General features: G+C 54.6%; 13 protein-coding genes. 7 read left to right on the top strand and 6 right to left on the bottom strand.

The genetic code is table 11. The features are described 5' to 3' along the window. Positions 1–245 precede the first annotated feature (245 nt). From AB8717_RS01960 to AB8717_RS01945, 4 genes are read right to left on the bottom strand one after another with little or no spacing between them, the layout of a single operon-like run. Complete coding sequence (locus AB8717_RS01960) at positions 246–3,518, bottom strand: DEAD/DEAH box helicase family protein (RefSeq protein ID WP_443749353.1); 3,273 nt, start codon at positions 3,516–3,518, stop codon at positions 246–248. Continuing rightward, positions 3,518–6,697 (bottom strand): site-specific DNA-methyltransferase, encoded by a 3,180-nt coding sequence (locus tag AB8717_RS01955; RefSeq protein WP_443749352.1) that lies wholly within the window; start codon positions 6,695–6,697, stop codon positions 3,518–3,520. The genes AB8717_RS01960 and AB8717_RS01955 overlap by 1 nt, the downstream gene beginning before the upstream one ends. Positions 6,698–6,735: 38 nt before the next feature. Next, positions 6,736–7,002, bottom strand: coding sequence for a hypothetical protein (locus tag AB8717_RS01950; RefSeq protein WP_443749351.1), 267 nt, complete (start codon positions 7,000–7,002; stop codon positions 6,736–6,738). A 58-nt stretch (positions 7,003–7,060) separates the two neighbouring features. Further along, positions 7,061–7,618 (bottom strand): hypothetical protein, encoded by a 558-nt coding sequence (locus tag AB8717_RS01945; protein WP_443749350.1) that lies wholly within the window; start codon positions 7,616–7,618, stop codon positions 7,061–7,063. A gap of 128 nt (positions 7,619–7,746) precedes the next feature. On the opposite strand from AB8717_RS01945, the gene AB8717_RS01940 reads away from it, so the two are divergent. The 3 genes from AB8717_RS01940 to AB8717_RS01930 are packed head-to-tail and all read left to right on the top strand — an operon-like array spanning position 7,747 to position 11,120. Continuing rightward, entirely contained in the window at positions 7,747–9,306 is a 1,560-nt protein-coding gene (locus AB8717_RS01940) for a recombinase family protein (protein ID WP_443749349.1), read from the top strand. Further along, on the top strand, positions 9,303–10,199 hold the full coding sequence (locus AB8717_RS01935; RefSeq protein ID WP_443749348.1) for a plasmid partitioning protein RepB C-terminal domain-containing protein: 897 nt from the start codon (positions 9,303–9,305) through the stop codon (positions 10,197–10,199). The genes AB8717_RS01940 and AB8717_RS01935 overlap by 4 nt, the downstream gene beginning before the upstream one ends. A gap of 3 nt (positions 10,200–10,202) precedes the next feature. After that, the gene (locus AB8717_RS01930; protein ID WP_443749347.1) at positions 10,203–11,120 is read left to right on the top strand and encodes a plasmid partitioning protein RepB C-terminal domain-containing protein; all 918 of its coding nucleotides are present in this window, start codon (positions 10,203–10,205) and stop codon (positions 11,118–11,120) included. A gap of 20 nt (positions 11,121–11,140) precedes the next feature. Here the strand turns inward: AB8717_RS01930 and AB8717_RS01925 are convergent, their stop codons facing one another. Next, complete coding sequence (locus AB8717_RS01925) at positions 11,141–11,788, bottom strand: hypothetical protein (RefSeq protein ID WP_443749346.1); 648 nt, start codon at positions 11,786–11,788, stop codon at positions 11,141–11,143. 3 nt (positions 11,789–11,791) lie between these two features. Beyond that, positions 11,792–12,082 (bottom strand): hypothetical protein, encoded by a 291-nt coding sequence (locus AB8717_RS01920; protein ID WP_443749345.1) that lies wholly within the window; start codon positions 12,080–12,082, stop codon positions 11,792–11,794. A gap of 241 nt (positions 12,083–12,323) precedes the next feature. On the opposite strand from AB8717_RS01920, the gene AB8717_RS01915 reads away from it, so the two are divergent. The 4 genes from AB8717_RS01915 to AB8717_RS01900 all read left to right on the top strand — a co-directional run bounded on the left by AB8717_RS01915 (position 12,324) and on the right by AB8717_RS01900 (position 20,228). After that, positions 12,324–13,304 carry a helix-turn-helix transcriptional regulator gene (locus AB8717_RS01915; RefSeq protein ID WP_443749344.1) on the top strand — a complete coding sequence of 327 codons (981 nt, stop codon included), beginning with the start codon at positions 12,324–12,326 and terminating at the stop codon, positions 13,302–13,304. A gap of 77 nt (positions 13,305–13,381) precedes the next feature. Then, on the top strand, positions 13,382–14,356 hold the full coding sequence (locus AB8717_RS01910; RefSeq protein ID WP_443749343.1) for a hypothetical protein: 975 nt from the start codon (positions 13,382–13,384) through the stop codon (positions 14,354–14,356). Between the two features lie 32 nt (positions 14,357–14,388). Further along, positions 14,389–17,082, top strand: coding sequence for a RecB family exonuclease (locus tag AB8717_RS01905; RefSeq protein ID WP_443749342.1), 2,694 nt, complete (start codon positions 14,389–14,391; stop codon positions 17,080–17,082). Then, entirely contained in the window at positions 17,082–20,228 is a 3,147-nt protein-coding gene (locus AB8717_RS01900) for a UvrD-helicase domain-containing protein (protein ID WP_443749341.1), read from the top strand. The genes AB8717_RS01905 and AB8717_RS01900 overlap by 1 nt, the downstream gene beginning before the upstream one ends. The last annotated feature ends 58 nt before the right edge of the window (positions 20,229–20,286 follow it).

Below are 20,286 nucleotides of genomic sequence, written 5' to 3'. Positions count from 1 at the left end.
TGTGGTCAGTTGGCATCGACGCCGAACCGGCGGACAATCACGCATAGCGCTGTTCGCTTGCTATCAATGCCGCAATTAACCAAAAAGTGCAATCGCGACACTTTCATGGTCTTGCCGAAGGCAACGGCTCGGCCGTTCCGGCGGCCGCCTGAAATCACGACTTGGTGCCCGGCGCGAACACAAGCAAGGAGCCTTCCTGGCTTTTCTCACCCAGAATTTCGATTACCCTATTGACTGTAGAATAGTTACGGGCAAAGCGCCCTTTCCATCATCCTGCCGATATAGGTTAACCTGTCCTCCTCCTGAAATAGGACGTTCCTGGCTTCCATCTCTGCCTTATCAACGTCCCAGAGAAGTCCCATTACATGAGAGGGCGTGTTCGATATAATGAAACTGCTCAAGGACACGGATGGCTCACCGAGGCGGCTTTCTATTTCCTTAATGGTTCGGAAGAACTGAATTTTAGGGTCACTGAACCCGATGTTTCGAACGCCCTTTGGATCGACAAACGTTATGAACTGCCTTCCGCCCGAAACTAGCCAAAGGATAAAGTCCGGGTGAAAATTCCCAGCTTCGAAAAACCCTACGCCGCGCCCCCTGCTTAGGTTCCGTAGAAGATACAGTTCTTTGTCTGCGAAGAAAGTAGGCGTCCCGTCATAGAACGATTTAACATCCTCAACTAATTGCCGCTCGCCTCGGTTGAGCGGAACGGGGCTTACCTCTATCACATTTCGATCGAGAGATAATAGTGGCTCATAGAGGTGCCGTCCGAACCACAGCGCCTTCATCCCACTGAATTCCCAGGGTTTTAAGTCACCATTGTCTATCAGATGTTTCAGCTCTGTCAGCTTTGTAACGATCTCATCCTGCGACCCGTCGACCAGAATACGATAGTACCCTTCTCCGCCGGCATCGCGGCCGGCGGGGAAGTTCGGATCGTTTTCGGTGAGCTCCTGCAATTCAAGGTGCGGCAGCTCCCACTCGCGCTTCCGGAAGATGTAATAGCGCTCGACAAACTTCTTCAGAAGAGACAAGGCGATTTCTTGCCAAAGCCGGACTTTGTCGAATGCATCGCATGCAAGTTCCTCGGCTGGAATTAGGAGCTGATACCAACTCTGATCGAGAAGCAAGTCGGCAATGGTGTCTGCCGAGACATTGAGATTATACCAGCCACGTTCAGCCTTGAACCGCTGTAACTCGAAGAAAAGCCGGTTTAAGTCTAAGAATGCGATATGGCTCGACCGCAGATGAGCCACATTTGGCAGCCCCTCAATATCTCCGCCCGAAACATCACCTGATTTCATGGCCTGTATTTTTGGATACCAGTTCAAGACAACCAGGTTCTTCTGGAGATAAGCGGTCGCACGTTCCTTAGCAGGATCAGGCTTTGACAGCGTCGGAATTGGCCCCAACCGCCGAAATGCGTCGCCAAACCCCGTCATTACGCCGTTGATCGTACTCTTAAGCCTTATTATCTTGAGCTTCTGGCTTCCCAGATTTTTCAATATAGGAAGCATGAACTCGATACGGTCGGCGTTTGCGGGCAGCCCTTCCTCTTCTAGAAAATCGCGGAATTGGGCCATGTAGTCTGCCCGAATCCCGAAAATCGATAGTGTTTCCAGTACTCCGATGTGCTTCGGACGCTCGCTTCCTTCGGGCAACTGGGCCTTGCCACTTCGTTTTAAACTCAATCCAAATCCCTTGAGCCGGACGCCTCGGCCGAAGAGCTGGATGATCTGTGAGCCTTCAGTCTGACCGACGTTCATGAGGCCCATAGTGCTCACGCGCCAGCTGCTCCAACCTTCGGTGAACTTTTTTGAGCCGATCAACAGGTTGACATTAGAGTCAGGTTTATTGATCGCGTGAAACAACGATCCAGCGAATTCGCTATCCTGGGTCGGTATTCCGTTGTCCTGACAAAGTTTGATTAGCTTGGCATCATCGCCGACGTTGACGACACCAAAAGGGTCGTTGTCGCCCACGCGCAGCGCGATTTCGCCAGATGCACCTTTCAAGTTCTCGACACGGAGCGCTCCGCCCCCCGCAGCATTGAAGAGTAGTGTTAGCGTTTCATCGAAGATATTCGCGTCCGTAAGGCCGAGTGTATTGAGATATGCAAAGCGGCCCGCGAATAGGTTTTTCCCGCCAGCGGTGACGAGGCCTTGCTTCAGAACACGCTCGATGTGCGCAGTACTCCTTGTGCGATTTGAAACGTAGCGGGAAAGGAACTTCAGGATTTCGATGATGTCGGAAGCGTCACGGGAGGGTAGAGTCTTCGCTACACTGCTCCCGACGAATACCCATAGCGGCTTTTCTATATTGAAGCGCCCGAAGGCGAAGCCTTGCTCCTTAAAGAGGCGTTGCTGTTGAAAGAATGTCAACAGGCAGGCGACCAAGTAGGAGTCCAAATGGTTCGCCTGAGTGCCATGGTCTAAATTCAGGATCTGATAGTCCTTGCCAAATCCGTCGGCATAAAAATAGCGATATGAGTAATCAAACACGATGCTTTTGGCGTAGGTGTCGGTCAGTGCCCGGCTATTCTTCACCGCCTGACCGAACGTCGCTGAGTATTCGAACGAGAACCCCTTTTCAGAGAGCGCGTTGCGATAGCGCAGCCAGGCGCCGTCGTCGCCGCCGGATGCACCGCGGTGTCCCTCGTCTACCAACACGAGGTTGTTGCCCTCAAAGGCATCGATGGCGATGGTCTTGTCGCCCATTTCATCCTTAAGTTTATGGATATCAAGGATCTCGATCCGTTGCCCGGCGAAAAGGCCGACGCCGTCTTTCTGAAACAGCTCAGCGGCGAGACCGGCAGCCTCGAACTCGCGCAAATGCTGCAGGCTCAACCCCTCATTAGGGGTGAGCAATATGATCCGGTTCAGTTCCCGGTGTCGGCCGTGTCGATCAAGATAGAACTGGTATTGCAGGACGTTGGCGTGCATCACTAAGGTCTTGCCGCTTCCGGTCGCGCTCCAAAAGGCAATCTTGTTGATTTGCGGCGATGCCTCAGCTTCTTCCTTGAAGGGGGCTATATGTTCTCCTTCGGGTTTGTCGGCATTATACGCTTCGACCTGTTCGTTCAACGTATGCATTAAAGACGCGGGGTCGCTAAAATAATGATCTAGATAGATCTCTGTGAAGAGTAGCGTCAGGTACTGGAAGTACTTCCAGACGATCGGCGCTTCGCCGCGCGTTATTCGACGTTCATTCAGTCGCAGGGTGTGCTTAACGATGTTCTGGTCGTATTCCAGCAAACGTTCGGGCGGCAGTTTGATTAGGTTGGGGAGGTGTGCCGTTAGAGCGTGGTGGAAGTGATGGATGTTGTTCTCGTCCATGCCCTCCAGATTCTCATCGCGCAGGTGCTCAGCGAGCTGCTCGAACTGCGTCACACCGAATAGGGAAAGAAGCCATTGGTTCAGTATTAGCTTCTGAACCAATGGGATCTTTGGCCGGCCGTTTGAACGGCGGGGCGAGGTAGCGGCAGCGGTAACGGATTTATGAGGGCGGCCGCGCGGCATTAGAGACCATCCGTTTCGAACATTAACCTGTGGAAGTCCTCTTCAATTAGGCGCACCTTCCATGTATCGTCGCCGCCCCTTAAGTTCTCAAGATTGTTGTCGCCATTGACGTAGATCAGGGCGAATTCGTTTTTTTTGGCCGAATAGCCCGCCCGCGTGAACCAAGTGTCGAGCATGAGGTTGTCCTGCTCCGGATTACCGGTAAGCTTCCGCCAAATGATCAAAACCCAGCGTCCGTCAGCAATCGTCCCGATCACGGGGCGGAACCACCAAGGCCCAAGAGCCTTTTGGCTGAGGCCCTCATTGATGATCAGCCTTCCTTCGGAATCGCGCTCGAATTCAGCGGTGAAAGCCTCCGGCGCTGCGATGCTGAATACAGTAAGTCCTAGAAGCCAATTGAAAGTTTCGAGCAGATCTACATTCACTTCCCGGCTTTCGTCTGATCCAGGACGCTTCACTTTGAGCTTGTAGGCGGTAGGATCAGCGAACGCCGTCAAATTAAGGAGCGATTGGCTGCCGCGTGTCTCTACATCGAGCATGTACCGGAGCATGTACTGCTCCTTTAGACGATCGGCCCCTTGGGCTTCAGCTGACGATAAAAGATCGTCTTGCTGCATCGTACGGCGTGGGACCAGATTGTTGAGAGCGTCTTCGTAGGATTCCAGGCGAACGACTTTGAGCACGCCACTGACACCGCCAGCGTTAGCCGCGTTAACGACCGGCTTGCCACCAACCCAATGAGGCCTGAATAAAACCTTCCTGACTCGGGGCACTAGAAGGCTGTCGAAATAATCACTCGACTCTACTAGGATGAATTTCCGCCGCCCTCCATCCTGCCGGTTGAGGTCTATTGTTGCATGCGCCGTAGTACCCGAGCCTGCGAACGCATCGAGAATAGTAGATTTTGGCTTTCCCGCTGCCCGAATTACATTTTTGATCAGCTGCGTAGGCTTTGGTGTTGGAAAGGCGTTCTTAGGGAGGATCGCCTTTAATTCTTCCTGCGCTTCATGGGTAGACCCGGACTCATCGTATTTCCAAATTGTTTCAACGGGTCGATCATCAGAATTGTCTGCATATTGACGGACATAGGGCTGCATCCCATTTCCTTTGTCCAGCCAGTCCAACTCATCATAGCGGCGCTTCACTGTCGCACGTTCCCAACGCCACCGGCCTTCGGTGCCGTCCGGCTTAATTGGGAAGACTTCTACGCCGTCCGGCGATTCAATGGGAAACCAGAGATTGGGGCGATCCGAACGCAAGGACCCTTTACCCCACTTCCTGAGGGGATCGCTTCGATAACGGCGACCACTCTCATCCACATGGGGGAACTGGTCAAGATTCGCCTCTATTTTCACGCGATTGGGTGTCCAAGCGGGACTGGCCGATGCCACAAACAGATGATCGAACGAGCTTGAAAATACTGCGGCATCCATTCTTGGACTGTACACTTTCTCCCAGGCGATGTGGCCCTTGAAAGCGCTGCTTCCTAACACCTCGTCTAAAAGCGATCGAAATGTGCCGGCCTGGTTATCGTCCAAGGTTGTCCACATTGATCCGGCGTCGCTGCAGAGCTGTCGCATAAGCGATATCCGTTCGGACATCATCGTTAGCCACGATGCGTGCTGATACGCATCTTTGTATGGGAAGTCACCTAAGCCCGTGTTGTACGGAGGATCAGAAAAAACACAGTCAATTGATGTTCGAAATCTTGAATACATCAATGACAGGGCCTGCGAATTCTCAGAATGAAAAAGCAGACCACAAACTGCCTGATCTAAATTTTTGAACCTGCCAATTAGAGCCTGTACAAAACTCGACGGAAAATTTCTTGTATTAATCTGAAGAGCGGAGAAATACTTAAGAAAATCGACCGACAACGGTGTCGTATATGCCGGCGTCGTGAGATCACCGTCAATATCGTCGATTGCAAAGAGACGAACCCATTCCTCGCGCTGCGCATCGTTGGCTGAGATTTCCGGATAAAATTCCTCCGGAATCTGGTCCAGCGTGATGTAGTATTCCGTTTCCACAACAAACTTCTTTTTCAGCCAAAGCTTTTTCTGGAAGTCTTCAAGCTGGGCGAGGAAGTCGATGATCTTTCCGGCGATCCTCCGTAAAACCTTTATCTTCGAAAGATATTGCTCAACGCGCGGAGCCGTATCGCTTTCAATGTCGTCGAGATGGATCACCTCGTTTTTGACGTAGAAATCCAGCTCGCGGCGCATGAAGGCGCCAAGGTCCTTATGGACAAAATAGTCAAACGTATTACGCGCGGTGTAGCGCTTGAGGTGCGCTTCGAGACGTGAATGAGTGGTCGCTTCTCCATTTTGATTCGTGTGCGGTTTAGCGAGCTCGGCGATCCACGAGGTGAAGACCGGGTCGCTCACAGCCAGAATCCTTTTTACGGCCGATGCTAAGAGGTCCCTTTGTGATGGGGGTTTCTTCTTGCCGTCCCGCTCGCTCTCCGGCCAGTCGGTCATGGCAGCTGGACGATAGGCGAATCGGAGAACCAAATCGCCCGCTTCCTTAGCAATAAAGTCTTGGTCGGTCAGAATGAAGACGCGGTCTTTTCCCTCAGTTGCCTTGACGTTGCCATGCTCGCCCTCGGCCGCATCCATGAGCTTGAAATGTACGCGCATGGGATCGGCGTCATCGTCCGCCCTAAGACGAAAGGCGTAGTCGCGAAGATATTCGCTAGTCTTGATGTAATACTGGTCGCGATTAGTCCAGTGTAGTTTAACCTCCTCCCCCTCGTAGGGAATTGCGTAGACGCCGGACCTGTAGACGCGCTTAGGCAGAAAATCCCCATCAGCATAGTAACGGCGGAAGAAACTGTAGAGGTGGTCGTATACCTCGTTCTCAAGACTGCCAATATCGACTGCTTCGTTAGCGAGTCGGACGCGCAGTTCTTTCACTTTCGGTAACGTCTCGGGATCGGCGCCCAGGCCCTGCGCTTGCTCGATTGCCTTGGCAAGTTCCTTCTCGAGTTCCGCCTTGTCTGCCGTCTTATACAGTCCGAACGCCTGCTTTACTTGCGGTAGCAAATCCTTCTCGAGGAACTGCGTCACCTCCGTGCTTTTGGCGTGCATTATCTTGTAAATGCCGAAATCGAGATCGGGCTGATCCAACTGAAACACCTCCCTCAGAAGGATTATCAGCTTCTCCAATTTCTCGCTCATACGCTTCTCATTTTCCAGTTCGTGTTCCGATTGGCGGCTTAGTCGATCGGTTTGGTTAGACCGCGATTATTAGTCAACGATTTGCCAAGTTCCTTGATCTCTCTGAGCGACACGGTTCTAGATATCAAAGGATTTGGCGTGACCCGCGTTGCGCGACCGTCGATGTCATAGCCCCATTCGCCGACTTTAAACCAGCCACGGTTTTTGCGATCGCCCTGAACTTTTGATGGGGTCTGCCTATTGGCCTCGGCGACGACCCGTTCGCGGAAAGCTCCCAGCAGTTCGTTGGTGCCCAAAATTGTCATGATGCCTCTCACGATATAAGGCAATATGTCACTGCGAAGAGCCTAGTGTCGAGCCAATTCAAAGCCGCTTTCGCGTGTCAACCAGTCTATAGGAGCCGTATCGGCGACTACCGCAGAAAGAGATTTGGTGGTGCCGCTTCAACTCCCAAATATCTCTCCAAGCTGTCCTTACATCGACGCCCCAATAGCTCGCGATGTCAGATGCTGCGACCGTTTTGCCGGTCGCGAGTTGCATGACAAACCAATCTTGCCGGCGAACGGCAGCTTTCTCGGACTGTCTTCGGGGCTCCATACTGACATTTGTACTGACATCCAACCGCACAGGCTCGAGCATATCCGTCGACATCAGCGCTTTACCCGACGTAGCCGACCGACGGGCAAAGATCTCATAGGCGTCGATCAAAAGCTCGCCACCGATCTGAGTCAGTACAAACCGCAGGATGGATGGCGATGCCCTCGCCAATCGCAATAAGTACCTGGCCCCAGGCACGTTTTTTCCCTGATACCAGTTGGTGACGGTCGGCATCTTGGCACCGGTTATCTGGGCAATTTGCTTGATAGCCGATGCTTGCCCTCCGAAGTCCTCTCGCAGCGCCGCGGAGACAGTTTTGGCCATCTCGGCATCGCGACTCCGAGCTGAAAATTTTCGCTCTATTTTTCTCCGCGACATCCGGGTTTCCCCAGCGCTAATCTGCCATGTCGCAAAAGCGACCAGGCAGGGGTTCGAGATCGAGGAAAGCGATCATGGATACTTGGACTCGGCCGCCGAGCGGCGGCAGTACGCGACGTAAGGCGGCCATTTACGTTCGCATGTCGACAGACCACCAAAAGTACTCGACAGAGAACCAGGCGGACGCCATTCGCGAGTACGCGGAGCGCCACCAGATCGATATCGTCAAAACCTATGCCGACGCGGGTAAGAGCGGCTTAAGCCTTGATGGCCGTGACGCCCTGCAAGCTTTGATCCACGACGTGCAAGCCGGCGGCGCCGATTACACGATGATCTTGGTCCTCGACGTCACGCGGTGGGGCCGGTTCCAGGACGCGGATGAGAGTGCCTATTACGAGTACCTTTGCCGTCGCGCTGGCATCGACGTTCAATATGTTGCCGAGCAGTTCGAGAACGACGGCAGCCCTGTCTCGACCATCGTCAAAGGGGTGAAGCGTGCGATGGCGGGGGAGTATTCCCGCGAGCTTTCTAACAAGGTCTTCGCGGGTCAATGCCGCCTCATCGAACTCGGGTTCCGTCAAGGAGGTCCAGCCGGTTACGGCCTGCGACGCGTGCTTTTAGATGAGCACCGTCAGCCGAAGGGGATGCTTAAACGCGGTGAGCACAAGTCTCTCCAGACAGACCGTGTCATTCTGGTCCGCGGCCCCCAGGAAGAGGTCGAGACGGTTCGGTGGATCTATCAAGCGTTCACGCATGATGGACTGCGGGAGGCCGCGATCGCGGAGCGCCTCAACAAACAGGGCAGATTGACGGACCTCGGGCGAGAATGGACCCGCGGCGTTGTACACACCGTCCTCACCAATGAGAAATACATCGGTAACAACGTCTTCAATCGCCGCTCCTACAAGCTGAAGAAGCGTCGCGTCCAAAACAGCCCCGACATGTGGGTCCGATCGGACGGCGTGTTCGACGCCATCATCGAGCCGTCAGTTTTCTACACAGCCCAAGGCATTATCCGGGAGCGCTCGAGGAAATTCAGCGATGATGAGATGCTGAGCCGCCTGCGTTCGCTCCATGAGCGCCAAGGCTGGCTATCCGGCATTTTGATCGACGAGACCGAGGGCATGCCCTCGAGCTCAGCTTACGCCTATCGTTTTGGGGGGCTTAGTCGTGCCTACCAGCTTATCGGTTATGACCCTGGACGCGACCTCTCCTTTATCGAAGATAACCGCTTCATTCGGCGCATGCATCCCGATGTCGTCGCCGGCGTCGTCACACGGATTAACGACCTCGGCGCCAGGGTACGTACGGACCCGGAAACCGATTTCTTGATCGTAAACGAGGAGATTCGGGCGTCGATCGTCATCGCTCGCTGTTTCGCCGCGCCATCCGGGAAAAACTGCTGGAAGATCCGGCTCGATGCCGGTCTGCTGCCAGACATCACTGTCGCCATCCGGATGGCTGCCAATAACCGGGACGTTTACGATTACTACCTTCTGCCGTCGATCGACCTCGCCTCCCCCAAATTGCGGTTTGCGGAAAGCAATCCTCTAGCTCTGGACGCCTACCGCTTCGACGACCTCGACATGTTTTTCAGCTTAGCTGAAAGAGCGGCCTGGCCGGTGGCGGCATGACTGCTCCTGCTCTCCCGCCATCGATTAAGCTTATCCCGGTAGACCGAATTAACGTTCTTAATCCGAGAGCGCGGAACCAGAAGGTCTTCCACGATATCGCCAACAACATGAAAACCGTGGGATTGAAACGGCCGATCACCGTCACCCCTACGAAATCCAATACCCCAGGCAAGGACTATGATCTGATTTGTGGTCAAGGCCGGCTGGAGGCCTTCCTCGCAAGCGGTCAGTCGCACATCCCAGCAATGGTGGTCGAGGCAAGCCAAGAGCAAGCCCTGATCATGAGTCTGGTAGAGAACTTGGCTAGACGCAAGCACAGATCGGGTGACATCCTTCAGGGGATCGAGGTTCTACGGGCGCGTGGCTACGACGCAGCGGCTATCGCGAAGAAAACAGGAATGAGCTATCATTTGGCCGATGGGTTGCTCAGGCTGATGGAACAAGGCGAAGAGCGTCTTCTCTCTGCGGTCGAGAGCGGTCATATGCCGATCTACCTCGCGATAAAGGTGGCCGAAAATCCAGCCGATGAGCAGGAAGTCCTGCAACAGGCGTATGAGAGCAAGCAGCTTCGCGGCAATCGTCTTTTGGCCGTCAAAAAGCTCATCGATACCCGGCGCCAACAGGGAAAGAAGTTCAAAAACACGAACCGGCAGAAGAAATCGAGCGAGGGCAGGCCACTCACCGTCAACGACCTCATGAAGGTGTTTCAGAAGGAAGTCGATCGTAAGCGTCTGCTAACGCGAAAGGCGGAGATGGTGTCGACCCGTCTGGTGTTCGTGACCCAGGCCCTGCGGACGCTAATGAGAGACGAAAATTTCGTCACCTTGCTCCGCGCCGAGGGCTTGAGCACACTGCCGAAGCCGCTGGCGACGCTGATGGAAAAGAAGGCGTGAATCATGGGCCGGCGACCGAAGGAAGAACCGTCGATCCGGGGAAACATCAACCCTGGCTTCGAGTTGGAGACGGTCGTCATCGCACTCGACAACATCATCCCAACTAAGGTCACCCCGGCAAAGGTTCTCAAAAGCCACAAGTTTACGCAGATCATCGCATCCATACGGGCTGTCGGCATAATCGAGCCGCCTGCCGTTAGTCGAAGCCCCGACAGCAAAGAGACGTATTTTCTCCAAGACGGCCATCTGCGCCTGCTGGCGCTTAAGGAAATTGGAGCGACAGAGGTCCTTTGCCTGATATCGCTCGATGACGAAGGCTTCACCTACAATAAACACTTCAATCGACTTTCGCCCATTCAGGAAAACAAGATGATCCAACGCGCCGTCGAGCGCGGCGTTTCAGAGGAGATGCTCGCCGCGGCTCTTTCGACCAACGTTAAACGGATCATGGAACGACGGAATATGCTGGATGGCATTTGTTCGGAAGCTATCGAGCTGCTGAAAGACAAAATGGTGGCGCCGAAGACCTTTCCGGTGTTGCGCCGGATGAAGCCACTGCGCCAGGTCGAAGCCGCCATGCTGATGAATGACGCCGGCGTTTACACAAAACCCTATGCGATGGCCCTGTTAGCGGCCACCCCCAAGGCACAGCTCGAGCACCCCGAACGGCCCCGGAAGATCAAAGGTCTAGACGAAAATCAGATGGGCCGAATGGAAGCCGAAATGGAAAGCTTGCAGCGCGAGTATCGGCTTATCGAAGATAATTATGGAACTGATGTACTGAACCTAACCCTGGCAAAAGGTTATCTCGGTAGCCTCCTGAACAACGCCATGGTGGTGCGATACCTCGCACATGGACATCCTGAAATCTTGAGCGAATTCCACCAAATTGCCGAAATCGTCGCCCTTCCGGTAAACTGAAAACTGGCCTGCGCACCGGCTTATTTCGACTTGCCTCGACGCTCCAAAATGTCTTTCCATGCAGTTTGATGAGTTATGTCCGCACCTCTTGACGGGTGAGGCACAGCGTAAGTTGGGACCGATCGCGCAATACCAGTCGACTGTACCATCTGGTGCGCGGTGCCTCCCAAGCACACGACGGTCTTTAGGTTTTTCATGTTGCTCACTACATACTTGAGTACCGCAGCAGAGCCGTCGAATGCAGGTCGGCCTTTCGAAAAACCTTTCAGAGCGTCGGAGGTCTCACCCTCTTTTAAGAAGAAACACGCACTGCCGTACAATATCCCGCTCGTCGTTGCCCGATGCCCGCTCAGCGCTGATTTGTCATAGCCTAGGAACTTCACTAACCGGGAGTTTGTCCGGTAGCCGGTTTTAAACCGGCCGTCCCCGTCGTTGTGCCGATACACTTTTTCAGCCGGTAATCCTCTTTGGACCAGCGCCCTCACCTCCTCGGCCGGCGCGAAATCTTGCGCCAGCAGCAGCAGGTCCCCGTTCCAATCACCGAATAGATGTTCCGTGCCGAAAATTGTGGGCGGATCTATGCCGAGTTCGAAGATATTTTTGTAGCCCGGTGCGCGGAGCGCCTTAATCCAGCTGGGTACCGGCCCGATCTGAGAAACATGTGTCATCGATCATTCCTCTTCATCGAAGTCGGCGAGGCGTAAGTTATCGTTCACGGGATCGCCCGCCGCTTCCAGTTCGTCTTGATCGAACAAATCGAGGGTTTTGTCATCCCGCCGCTTCGACAGCCCTTTTCCTATGTAATAACAAGCGTGCTGCACCCGGGTCAGGCCTTCCGCGGTTTCGAAATGGCCCCACCCGCCGTTCGGCATTCTCGCTGATCTAACCTTCGCGCCGCATCGGTAGCAGGTGTGCAAGACTTGCCGGATTTTCGGCTTCTCCGAAACCTGCACGTTTGCCATGCATGCTCTCACGGTAGTGTACCGTCCGGAAGGTGTTCTGCGAGGATGCGAACGTCTTGGCTTCAAACGCTTTTCCATGGATCCCTCTACGCCATTACATCGGTGTCAACTGGAAGGGGCCAGTTGCAAACCGATGCGTCGCATGCTGGCACAGGCATACGTCAAATATTGACGTAGTCCGATTTTTTAGCGCTACTCCCTGTTGTTCGGTTGGCAACAGGCGGACATGGGAGGGCATGATATGTATGAGCGCGCACAGGAACTGCTACGCTTAGCGCTGATGATGCAAGGCAGTCGGTTAGGTATATCACTCGACCAAATCCGTGACGAATTCGCTGTTAGCCGGCGCACCGCAGAGAGAATGCGAGACGCAGTCAGAGATATTTTTCCCGACCTTGAAGAAGTTGATGGCCCCGACCGGCAGAAATGTTGGCGATTGCCGGCTGGTTCCGCCAACAGCTTTATTTCATACGATGCTACGGAGCTCCAAGACCTGAATCTGGCGATCGAGGATGCTGAGCGACAAGGTCTCGATGAACGCGCTGCAAACTTAAAGGCATTGAGGGTCAAACTGTCGGCGAGCCTGAAAGCACAACAGCAACGCCGTATCGAACCGGACTTGGAGTCATTGATCGTCGCAGAAGGTTTCGCTGTTCGTCCAGGCCCCCGGCCGAAAGTTGCGCAAGACGCTTTGCGACTGGTCCGGACCGCGCTCATGAGACAATGTCGGTTGCAGGCTCAGCACAGATCGCGCCGCAACCAGACTCTAAAAACAGTCGTCCTAGAGCCATGCGGCCTATTATTCGGCCCGAGAGTCTATCTTGTGGCGTGCTCCGGCGACGAAACCCAGCCCAAACTTTTCGCGCTCGACGGTCTTTCCGATATCCAGCTCCTCGATGCGTCCTGCGCTCCTAGGCCAGAATTTTCGTTACGAGGCTATGCAGAACAGGCATTTGGCATTTTCCAGGAAAAAGAACAGGACATAGTCTGGCGCTTCAGACCGGAAGTTTCGGCAGATGTACGGGATTACCATTTCCATCCCCGACAGCAACTAACCGAGCTGGATGATGGCTCAATTGAAGTGTCGTTCACCTGCGGTGGTCTCAGGGAAATGGGTTGGCATCTATTTACCTGGGGAGAGGACGTTGAGATTGTTAGCCCACCTGCCCTCAGGGAGCATTATCGCGACGCCCTGCGAAAAGCCCTTGCCATGTTGGACTGATTGGGTACGTCAGAATCTGGCGTAACGGGGCGATAGGTTCGAGCAGGCTTTCTGTTACCTGCATCGTCGAACCCGAAATGAACGCATTATCGTCAATTGCACTACGTCCCGAGAACGACGTCATCCGCCTCGTCAACGCGCATAAGCCGAGCTCTACGCAGCCGCGATACCTCCGATTCGACGAAACCGACTTCACGCGACACATTCGCCAGGTCATGTCGGATTGGGAAACGCGCTATCGGTGCCACGAGATTTTGCCCGGAAGCAAAAAGGAAAGAGCGGAAGTCCGGCTGCGGCTCAACAAGCCGCTATTGGTCCGGCGCTTCATTAGGGGTTCATTTGAATATGGTGGACGCTATTCGGGTTGGTGGATGGAAATGAGTGCGGAGCGCCGATCCGCAATCACCTTTAACAGTGAAAAGACGGTCGAGCTGGACTTCCAATGCAGCTCCCCCAGGATTGCATATGCGTTGGAAGGGCGCCCACTGGAACCCGACGAAGATGCCTATATCCTGCCGGGAGCGCTTGGACAGCGTTATGATCGCGAGGCAATAAAAGTCGCCTTCGCGACGCTGTTCTACACCTTCAAAAAGGGTTCGCTAAGCCGCCCGGCCGGCATCAAAATCCCTCGAGGTGAAAAGTTTGACGACGTCGTCCAATTGGTCGAACGTGTACACAGCAATCTTGAACCCTGGTTTAGAAAAGGTCGAATTGCTGAGATTGAACGCGTCGAGAGTGACATCGCGACCTTGGTCATGGAGATATTCACGTACGACCTGAGGCGACCAATCCTCTCTGTCCACGACGGCTTCATTGTCGCTGAGGCGGATGAAAAAACCCTGGGACTTGCAATGGGCTACGCATTTAACAAGGTGATTAAGACCTGGACCGGGCTTAACTGTCTCCCCAGCATAAAAGGTTTTCGGTCGGAAGACCTGGCACCAAAGGTACTCGAGAAGCTGGAGCTTTTAGCTTCGAGCTACTTGCAACCAAAGGTGCAAGCCGTTGACTCTTTTAACCGAAAAGGCGAACATTCACCTGACTACGTATGAGAAATGTCTCGCGTGCGTCGATGGGGGCAGCAATGCAAATATATTTTGGTGTTGGTTGCGACGGAGCTGTGTTCCCTGATTTTCCGGGGCAGGGTCAGGGCGCCGTCGACGCGAGCGTCGTTGGTCCCCGTGGCCTATTGCGAGCCCTTGAGATTCAACTGGGGCTCACGGGACCGATAAGCAATGAGGCGGTCCGCGTTGCTGCCTACGCCAAAAAAATTCAGTCGCTCTCGTCACGAGGCTCCTGCTTCTTTTCGGAGTCGTTTGACAGCGACCCATGGGCTACGGCTCAAACGCTTCTCGCGTGGCGCGACGACCTTATCGCCGCCGGCTGGGATCGATCGCCGACAGGAGCGAAGCGGATCGATGACCTCGCGTCTATTGAGAACGAGGGCTTGGTGATTCCAGCTGGTTTCGCCGACCGCCTTTGCCTGGCTATCGGAAGCCTAAGAACTTCTCCGAAGCTTGCCCTTCAAGAGGTACACCTTGTAACGCCGAGGGAACTGCTGCCGCCTCAATATCAGCGCCTGCTCATCGCGTTAGAAGCATGTAATGTGGCGATCATTGAATCGAAAGCATATGAAGGTTCTCGAGAAGGAGACCTATCGCGCGCTCAGAACTTCATTAGTACCGGGAAAATTGAGCCTCTAACCGCGGACGGCACTTTCGTCATGCTGGAGGCCGACACCTCCTTAATGGCTGCAGAGGCAATTGCAGACTGGCTAGCTAGCGGCACCGACGACGAACTGTCTGACACCTTGGTGGTCGACCCGGACGGGGATACTGCCCTACTCGACCAGGCACTCGCGGCGCGCGGCCTGCCCCTTCTCGGTCAGTCGGCCCCCTCCCCATGGCGCGGCGCATTGCAGGTCCTACCGATGGCATTTGCGGCAAGCTGGGCTCCGTTCAATGCCAATGCATTACTTGATCTCCTCCTGCTGCCCCGACCTCCGATCGGAAAATACGCGGCCCATGTTTTGGCCTATGCGCTAAGTCGTGAGCCTGGTCAGGGTGGCGGCGCCTGGACGAGAGCCTGGGCGAAGATCGAGACCAACCTCCAAGACCGCTTCAAAGATAGTGATGTTGCGGAAAAAGAAATCGCTGAGCGGCTAAAGCGCTGGAAAGAGTGGACAACACCCACCTCTCATCGTCGAACTGAAGGCATGCCGGCCTCTGTTGCACGCACCATTGCCGGCCGAGTCGGTAATTGGGCAATACAGACAGACGGCGGAAAGGGCGATCCTCTTTTGCTTTCCGTGGCCACGGCTGCAAGCGCCATGGGCGACGCAATTGAGATGCTAGGCCAGGATGTTTTGCCGGCGTTGACGATAGACCGCCTAATAGAGCAGGTTTTGGCCGAAGGCGCCACAAACCCAGGACATGTTGCAACTGCCGGCGGGCTCCGCAGTGTTGCCGGACCAGATGCTGTTTGGGCTCCCGCACGACGTATCATCTGGTGGAATTTTCGAGGCCCTGGGGATCGCATAAGACCGGCACCATGGTCGAAACGTGAACTAGAAGCTTTGGCTTCGGCCGGATGCACACTCGAAAGCTCGGCACAGCAGGCTGCCCGTATAAGCTGGAACTATGCGAACGTCGTAAAGATGGCTCACGAGCGCATAATTTTTGTGCGCCCCGCCCTGTCGGGCAATGAAGAGACAACAAGCCATCCGTTAGCGCACCAACTCCAACCACTGCTTATCAAGCCAAGTTCCAAAATTAGTTGGCGCGCCGAAACCTTGCTGGACGATGCGTCGCCAACTTTCGCCGGCCGCAAATTGGCAAGAGAGCCAATATCCGTAATTCAGCCTCCACAAGTTAGGGGACAATGGTCTCTACCGGAGACAATTGCGTCGAAGCTCCAAGACAGAAAGGAAAGCGCAACCAGTTTCGAACGCCTAATCGATTGCCAAATGCGGTGGTTGCTTATTGACGTGTTGCGATTGTCGCCGGGACGTTTTGCGGAAATCCCTGGAGCCGACCAACTGCTCGGCAACCTTGCTCACGAGATCGCCAACCAGGTGTTCCAAGCAGGCGTTACTCCAGTTAGCGACATAGTCCGTGTTCAAGCGTCGGATAAATTCGATGATCTTGTTTCGGCTATCGCTGCGCCACTTCTACAACCCGAATTCGCGGCAGAGCTGGCTCGGGCCAAGGTGAAGGTGCCGCAAGCGCTGGCCCATCTAAGTCGCATTCTCGAGAAGCGAGGCATTGAGCTCGTTGGTACCGAACTCGAACGGGACATGGATTTCGCAGATGGGCTGTCCGTGACCGGCCGTCTCGATATGGTCGTGCGACATCCTTCCGATGGCGTCGGCGTCGTCGATTTGAAATGGACCAAGAGCGATAAGCGACGCCGCGCGGAACTGAAGGATGGCAACGCCATTCAGTTGGCAACCTACGGAGCCATCGCTGATGGCAGCGAAACTTCGGCGGTCACGGGGGCATATTACCTTCTGAATCAGAGACGCCTGATCGCACCAACAGGCAGCTTCCTGGCTGATGACGAAATTGAGCCAACACGGTCCCTCAGCGATACTTGGGATGCCGTTGTCGCAACATGGAAAGGTTGGCGAGATCTTGCTCAGCAAGGAATCGCGGTTGCTGCTGGTGTGGAAGGAGCGGAAGCGCATTTTCCATCTGACCTTGGATTTGAAGCCAAAAAGGAACCCTGCACCTATTGTGAAATGACCGGCCTTTGTCGCGTTGCCGCGGAGAATAACTGATGTCAGATTTACGCATAAAGACCGTGGTCGCGTCGGCTGGCGCCGGCAAGACAACCCGCATTGTCAGCGCAATAGCTGAAGAGGTGAAGAGCCGCGAGCCGGAGGAAATTGTAGCGACCACTTTTACAGTCAAAGCAGCAGACGAACTGATCGAAAGATCCCGAGCCAATCTTTTCAAAACGGGCCAGGCGGTGAAGGCGTCGCGACTTCTCGGTGCTAGATTTGGGACCGTGAATTCTATCTGCGGTCAAATTGTTTCCGAACACACAATGGATCTCGGACGGTCGCCCCGCGCGGAAATCATTCCCGAAGAAGGAATCAGGCGGATATTTGAAGTTGCGGCCAGCTCCGCAATCGAAAACTATGCGCCGACGCTGAATGAACTTGCCGAGTTATTCGGGTATTTCGAACCGAAGCGGCAACAGGACGCAGAGCGATCCGACTGGCGAACCACGGTTAGGCGATTGATCGAACTTGCCCGCTCGAACGGACTTAATGCCGATGGCCTTAAGCGATCAGCGGAGCTTTCAAAGAAATCGTTCCTTCCTCTGTTGCCGACAATCCAAGGCGACGGCAAACACCTGGATGGGGCTTTGGCAAATGCCGTAAGACAGGCAGTAGCGACAATTCCCGCCAGCCCGAGCACAACTGCAACCGGCTCAGTAAAGTTGCTTCGTCAGGCGAACGCCGCGTTCTCCCATGACGAACCAATATCTTGGCCTGATTGGGCCCGGCTATCAAAAGTCAAATGTGCTAAGACAAAGGACGGCGCCGCATTCGATAATGCACTGGCTACAGTGGTGGCCGCAGCGGCTAGACACCCGGAACATCCGCGCTTGCGCCAACACTGCGAGCAGTTCATCGATACCCTATTTGCTTGTGCTGCCGAAGCGCTAACTGCCTATCAGGATTACAAAGCGCAGCGCGGATTGATGGACTTCGTCGACCAAGAAGCACTGACCCTCCAAGTGCTTCATGATGACAAGATGGCGGAAACGCTTAGCGAGAGGATTAGCCGGGTTTTCGTCGACGAATTCCAAGATTCGAGTCCGCTGCAGATTGCGATCTTTACCGCGATGGCAGGCCTAGTGGATCAGAGTACGTGGGTGGGAGACCCCAAACAGGCAATCTATGGATTCCGCAATGCGGATTGCGTTCTCACACAAGCTGCTTTCGACGGCGTTGCCAAACTGTCAAAGGCACCACAGGACGTGCTTTCGACGTCCTATCGTAGTCGCGACGGTATAATTCGGCTCGTTAACGCGACCTTCGAACCGGCTTTTTCGGCCATGGGGTTGGAAGCCGCAGACCATTCGTTCAGTGGGACCGCGCGGCGGGAGGAAGGCTTCAAGCATTCGCCTTTCGCGGTCTGGTGGCTAGATGGCAAAGTTGAGGAACAGTTTGCAGCTTTGGCCGCTGGAATTCGCGACGCGCTAGCTCAAACCGAAGATTGGAAGGTGTTCGACAAATCGGCCGAACAGGTTCGAGCAGTGGAAGCAGGTGATATCGCTGTTCTTTGTCGCAGTAATGCCGATGTTACGAGGATCGCCTCTTCATTGAGCTCGCTTGGAGTGAAAGTGGCGGTGGAGCGGGATGGTCTGATCAGAACGCCCCATGTCGAGTTGGTGTTGGCTGCATTTCGATGGGTTGCCGATCCAACAGATCGACTCGCGCTCGCGGAGCTTGCTAGATTTTTTTCGGATGATCCGACTTCGGATGGATGGCTGCAGGCCGCGGGCGCCGACGACAGAGACGCTCTCGAAGGTGCTGTGCCAATATCATCCGAACTTGCAGCTATGCGAAATAGAGTTATCGCATTGACGCCGGCAGAGCTGCTCGACGCGATCATATTGTTGCCCGAAGTCACACGTCGAGTTGAAGGTTGGGGAAATCCCGACACAAGGCTCGAAGACCTTGAAGCTCTCCGCGGCTTCGCGCGAAGCTTCGAACAACTTTGTAAAGGCGCGGGGACGCCAGCGACCCCGTCGGGATTAATTCTAGCATTGGATCGCGACGATCCTCAGCGCCCGAAGAGTCTGCAGAGCGGCGCCGTCAAGGTGATGACGTACCATGGGGCGAAAGGACTTGAATGGCCGCTTGTCGTTCTGACCGGACTTAACCGAGAGCCTAAAGCGCGCTTATTCGAACCCGTGGCCGAAGTCGATGGCGAACTGGATTGGCGCAATCCGCTGTCAAATAGGTGGATCCGCTATTGGCCCTGGCCGTACGCTTCCCAGAGCAAAGATGTGTCACTCGATGAGACAGCACTTACGTCTACCATAGGTCAGCTTGCGGCGAAGCGCGCAAGAGAAGAAGAAACGCGACTTCTATATGTAGGCCTAACGCGTGCCCGCGACTACGTCGTGTTCGCCCCGCCAAGTAGGGGAGATCTCAATTGGCTAGGTGTCCTTGACGTTGACGGCACCAACCACCTTCATCTTCCGAACGGTGGAGAAAATGAAATTGTCGTTGGTACGGAGCGATTTGGAGCACGTGTCAACCCAATGGCTATCGACGACACGCTTTCTTACGCCCCGGCCCGTCCCGCGCACGTGAGGGTTTCGCGAACGGTTATTAAGCGTGCCCCTCTCCACCGTCGGCCGAGCAGCGAAAACGGCACCAAAATATTTTCCATATTGGAGAACATCTCATTGGGACCACGTCTGCCGATCACAGGGTCGCCGGACATGGCCAAGCTAGGTGAAGCCGTGCACGCTGTATTCGCGGCGGACGACAGAACTATGGAACCAGGTGAGCGATTACGGCGGGCGGAGGGCATACTTGGCCGGTGGCAGGTTTCGGAGGTGCGCTCCTCGGACGTTTTGGGCGCCTGCGATCGGCTCAACGCACATCTTCAGATCAAGATGCCAAACGTTCGCCTCTATAGAGAGGCTCCGATATTCGCTCGAATTGGAGATCAGCTCGTGTCTGGCAGAATTGATTTACTCGGCGAGGACGATGACGGATACGTGGTTCTGGACCACAAGAGTTTTCCAGGCTCACGGGATAAATGGTCCGAGAAAGCTTTGAGCTACGGCGGACAGCTTGCCCTTTATGCAGAGGCGATTGCAACCGCGACCGGCAGACCGTGTGATCGCCTTTACATTCATATGCCGATCGTCGGAGTCTTGATGCAGGTGGGCTGATAAATTTTGATTGTGAGGCAGCAATGGAAACATCGCCGCCACCAACAGCTCTTAAAAT

The organism is Asticcacaulis solisilvae, assembly GCF_052327315.1.
In the GTDB taxonomy this organism is placed as follows: domain Bacteria; phylum Pseudomonadota; class Alphaproteobacteria; order Caulobacterales; family Caulobacteraceae; genus Asticcacaulis; species Asticcacaulis solisilvae_B.
This window is presented reverse-complemented; position numbering and strand designations above follow the sequence as displayed.

Coding starts and splice junctions, on each gene's coding strand:
- AB8717_RS01925 (WP_443749346.1), bottom strand. CDS start 11,788: ATGACACATGTTTCTCAGATCGGGCCGGTACCCAGCTGGATTAAGGCG.
- AB8717_RS01935 (WP_443749348.1), top strand. CDS start 9,303: ATGACTGCTCCTGCTCTCCCGCCATCGATTAAGCTTATCCCGGTAGAC.
- AB8717_RS01950 (WP_443749351.1), bottom strand. CDS start 7,002: ATGACAATTTTGGGCACCAACGAACTGCTGGGAGCTTTCCGCGAACGG.
- AB8717_RS01915 (WP_443749344.1), top strand. CDS start 12,324: ATGTATGAGCGCGCACAGGAACTGCTACGCTTAGCGCTGATGATGCAA.
- AB8717_RS01910 (WP_443749343.1), top strand. CDS start 13,382: ATGAACGCATTATCGTCAATTGCACTACGTCCCGAGAACGACGTCATC.
- AB8717_RS01960 (WP_443749353.1), bottom strand. CDS start 3,518: ATGCCGCGCGGCCGCCCTCATAAATCCGTTACCGCTGCCGCTACCTCG.
- AB8717_RS01900 (WP_443749341.1), top strand. CDS start 17,082: ATGTCAGATTTACGCATAAAGACCGTGGTCGCGTCGGCTGGCGCCGGC.
- AB8717_RS01940 (WP_443749349.1), top strand. CDS start 7,747: ATGGATACTTGGACTCGGCCGCCGAGCGGCGGCAGTACGCGACGTAAG.
- AB8717_RS01930 (WP_443749347.1), top strand. CDS start 10,203: ATGGGCCGGCGACCGAAGGAAGAACCGTCGATCCGGGGAAACATCAAC.
- AB8717_RS01945 (WP_443749350.1), bottom strand. CDS start 7,618: ATGGCCAAAACTGTCTCCGCGGCGCTGCGAGAGGACTTCGGAGGGCAA.
- AB8717_RS01920 (WP_443749345.1), bottom strand. CDS start 12,082: ATGGCAAACGTGCAGGTTTCGGAGAAGCCGAAAATCCGGCAAGTCTTG.
- AB8717_RS01905 (WP_443749342.1), top strand. CDS start 14,389: ATGCAAATATATTTTGGTGTTGGTTGCGACGGAGCTGTGTTCCCTGAT.
- AB8717_RS01955 (WP_443749352.1), bottom strand. CDS start 6,697: ATGAGCGAGAAATTGGAGAAGCTGATAATCCTTCTGAGGGAGGTGTTT.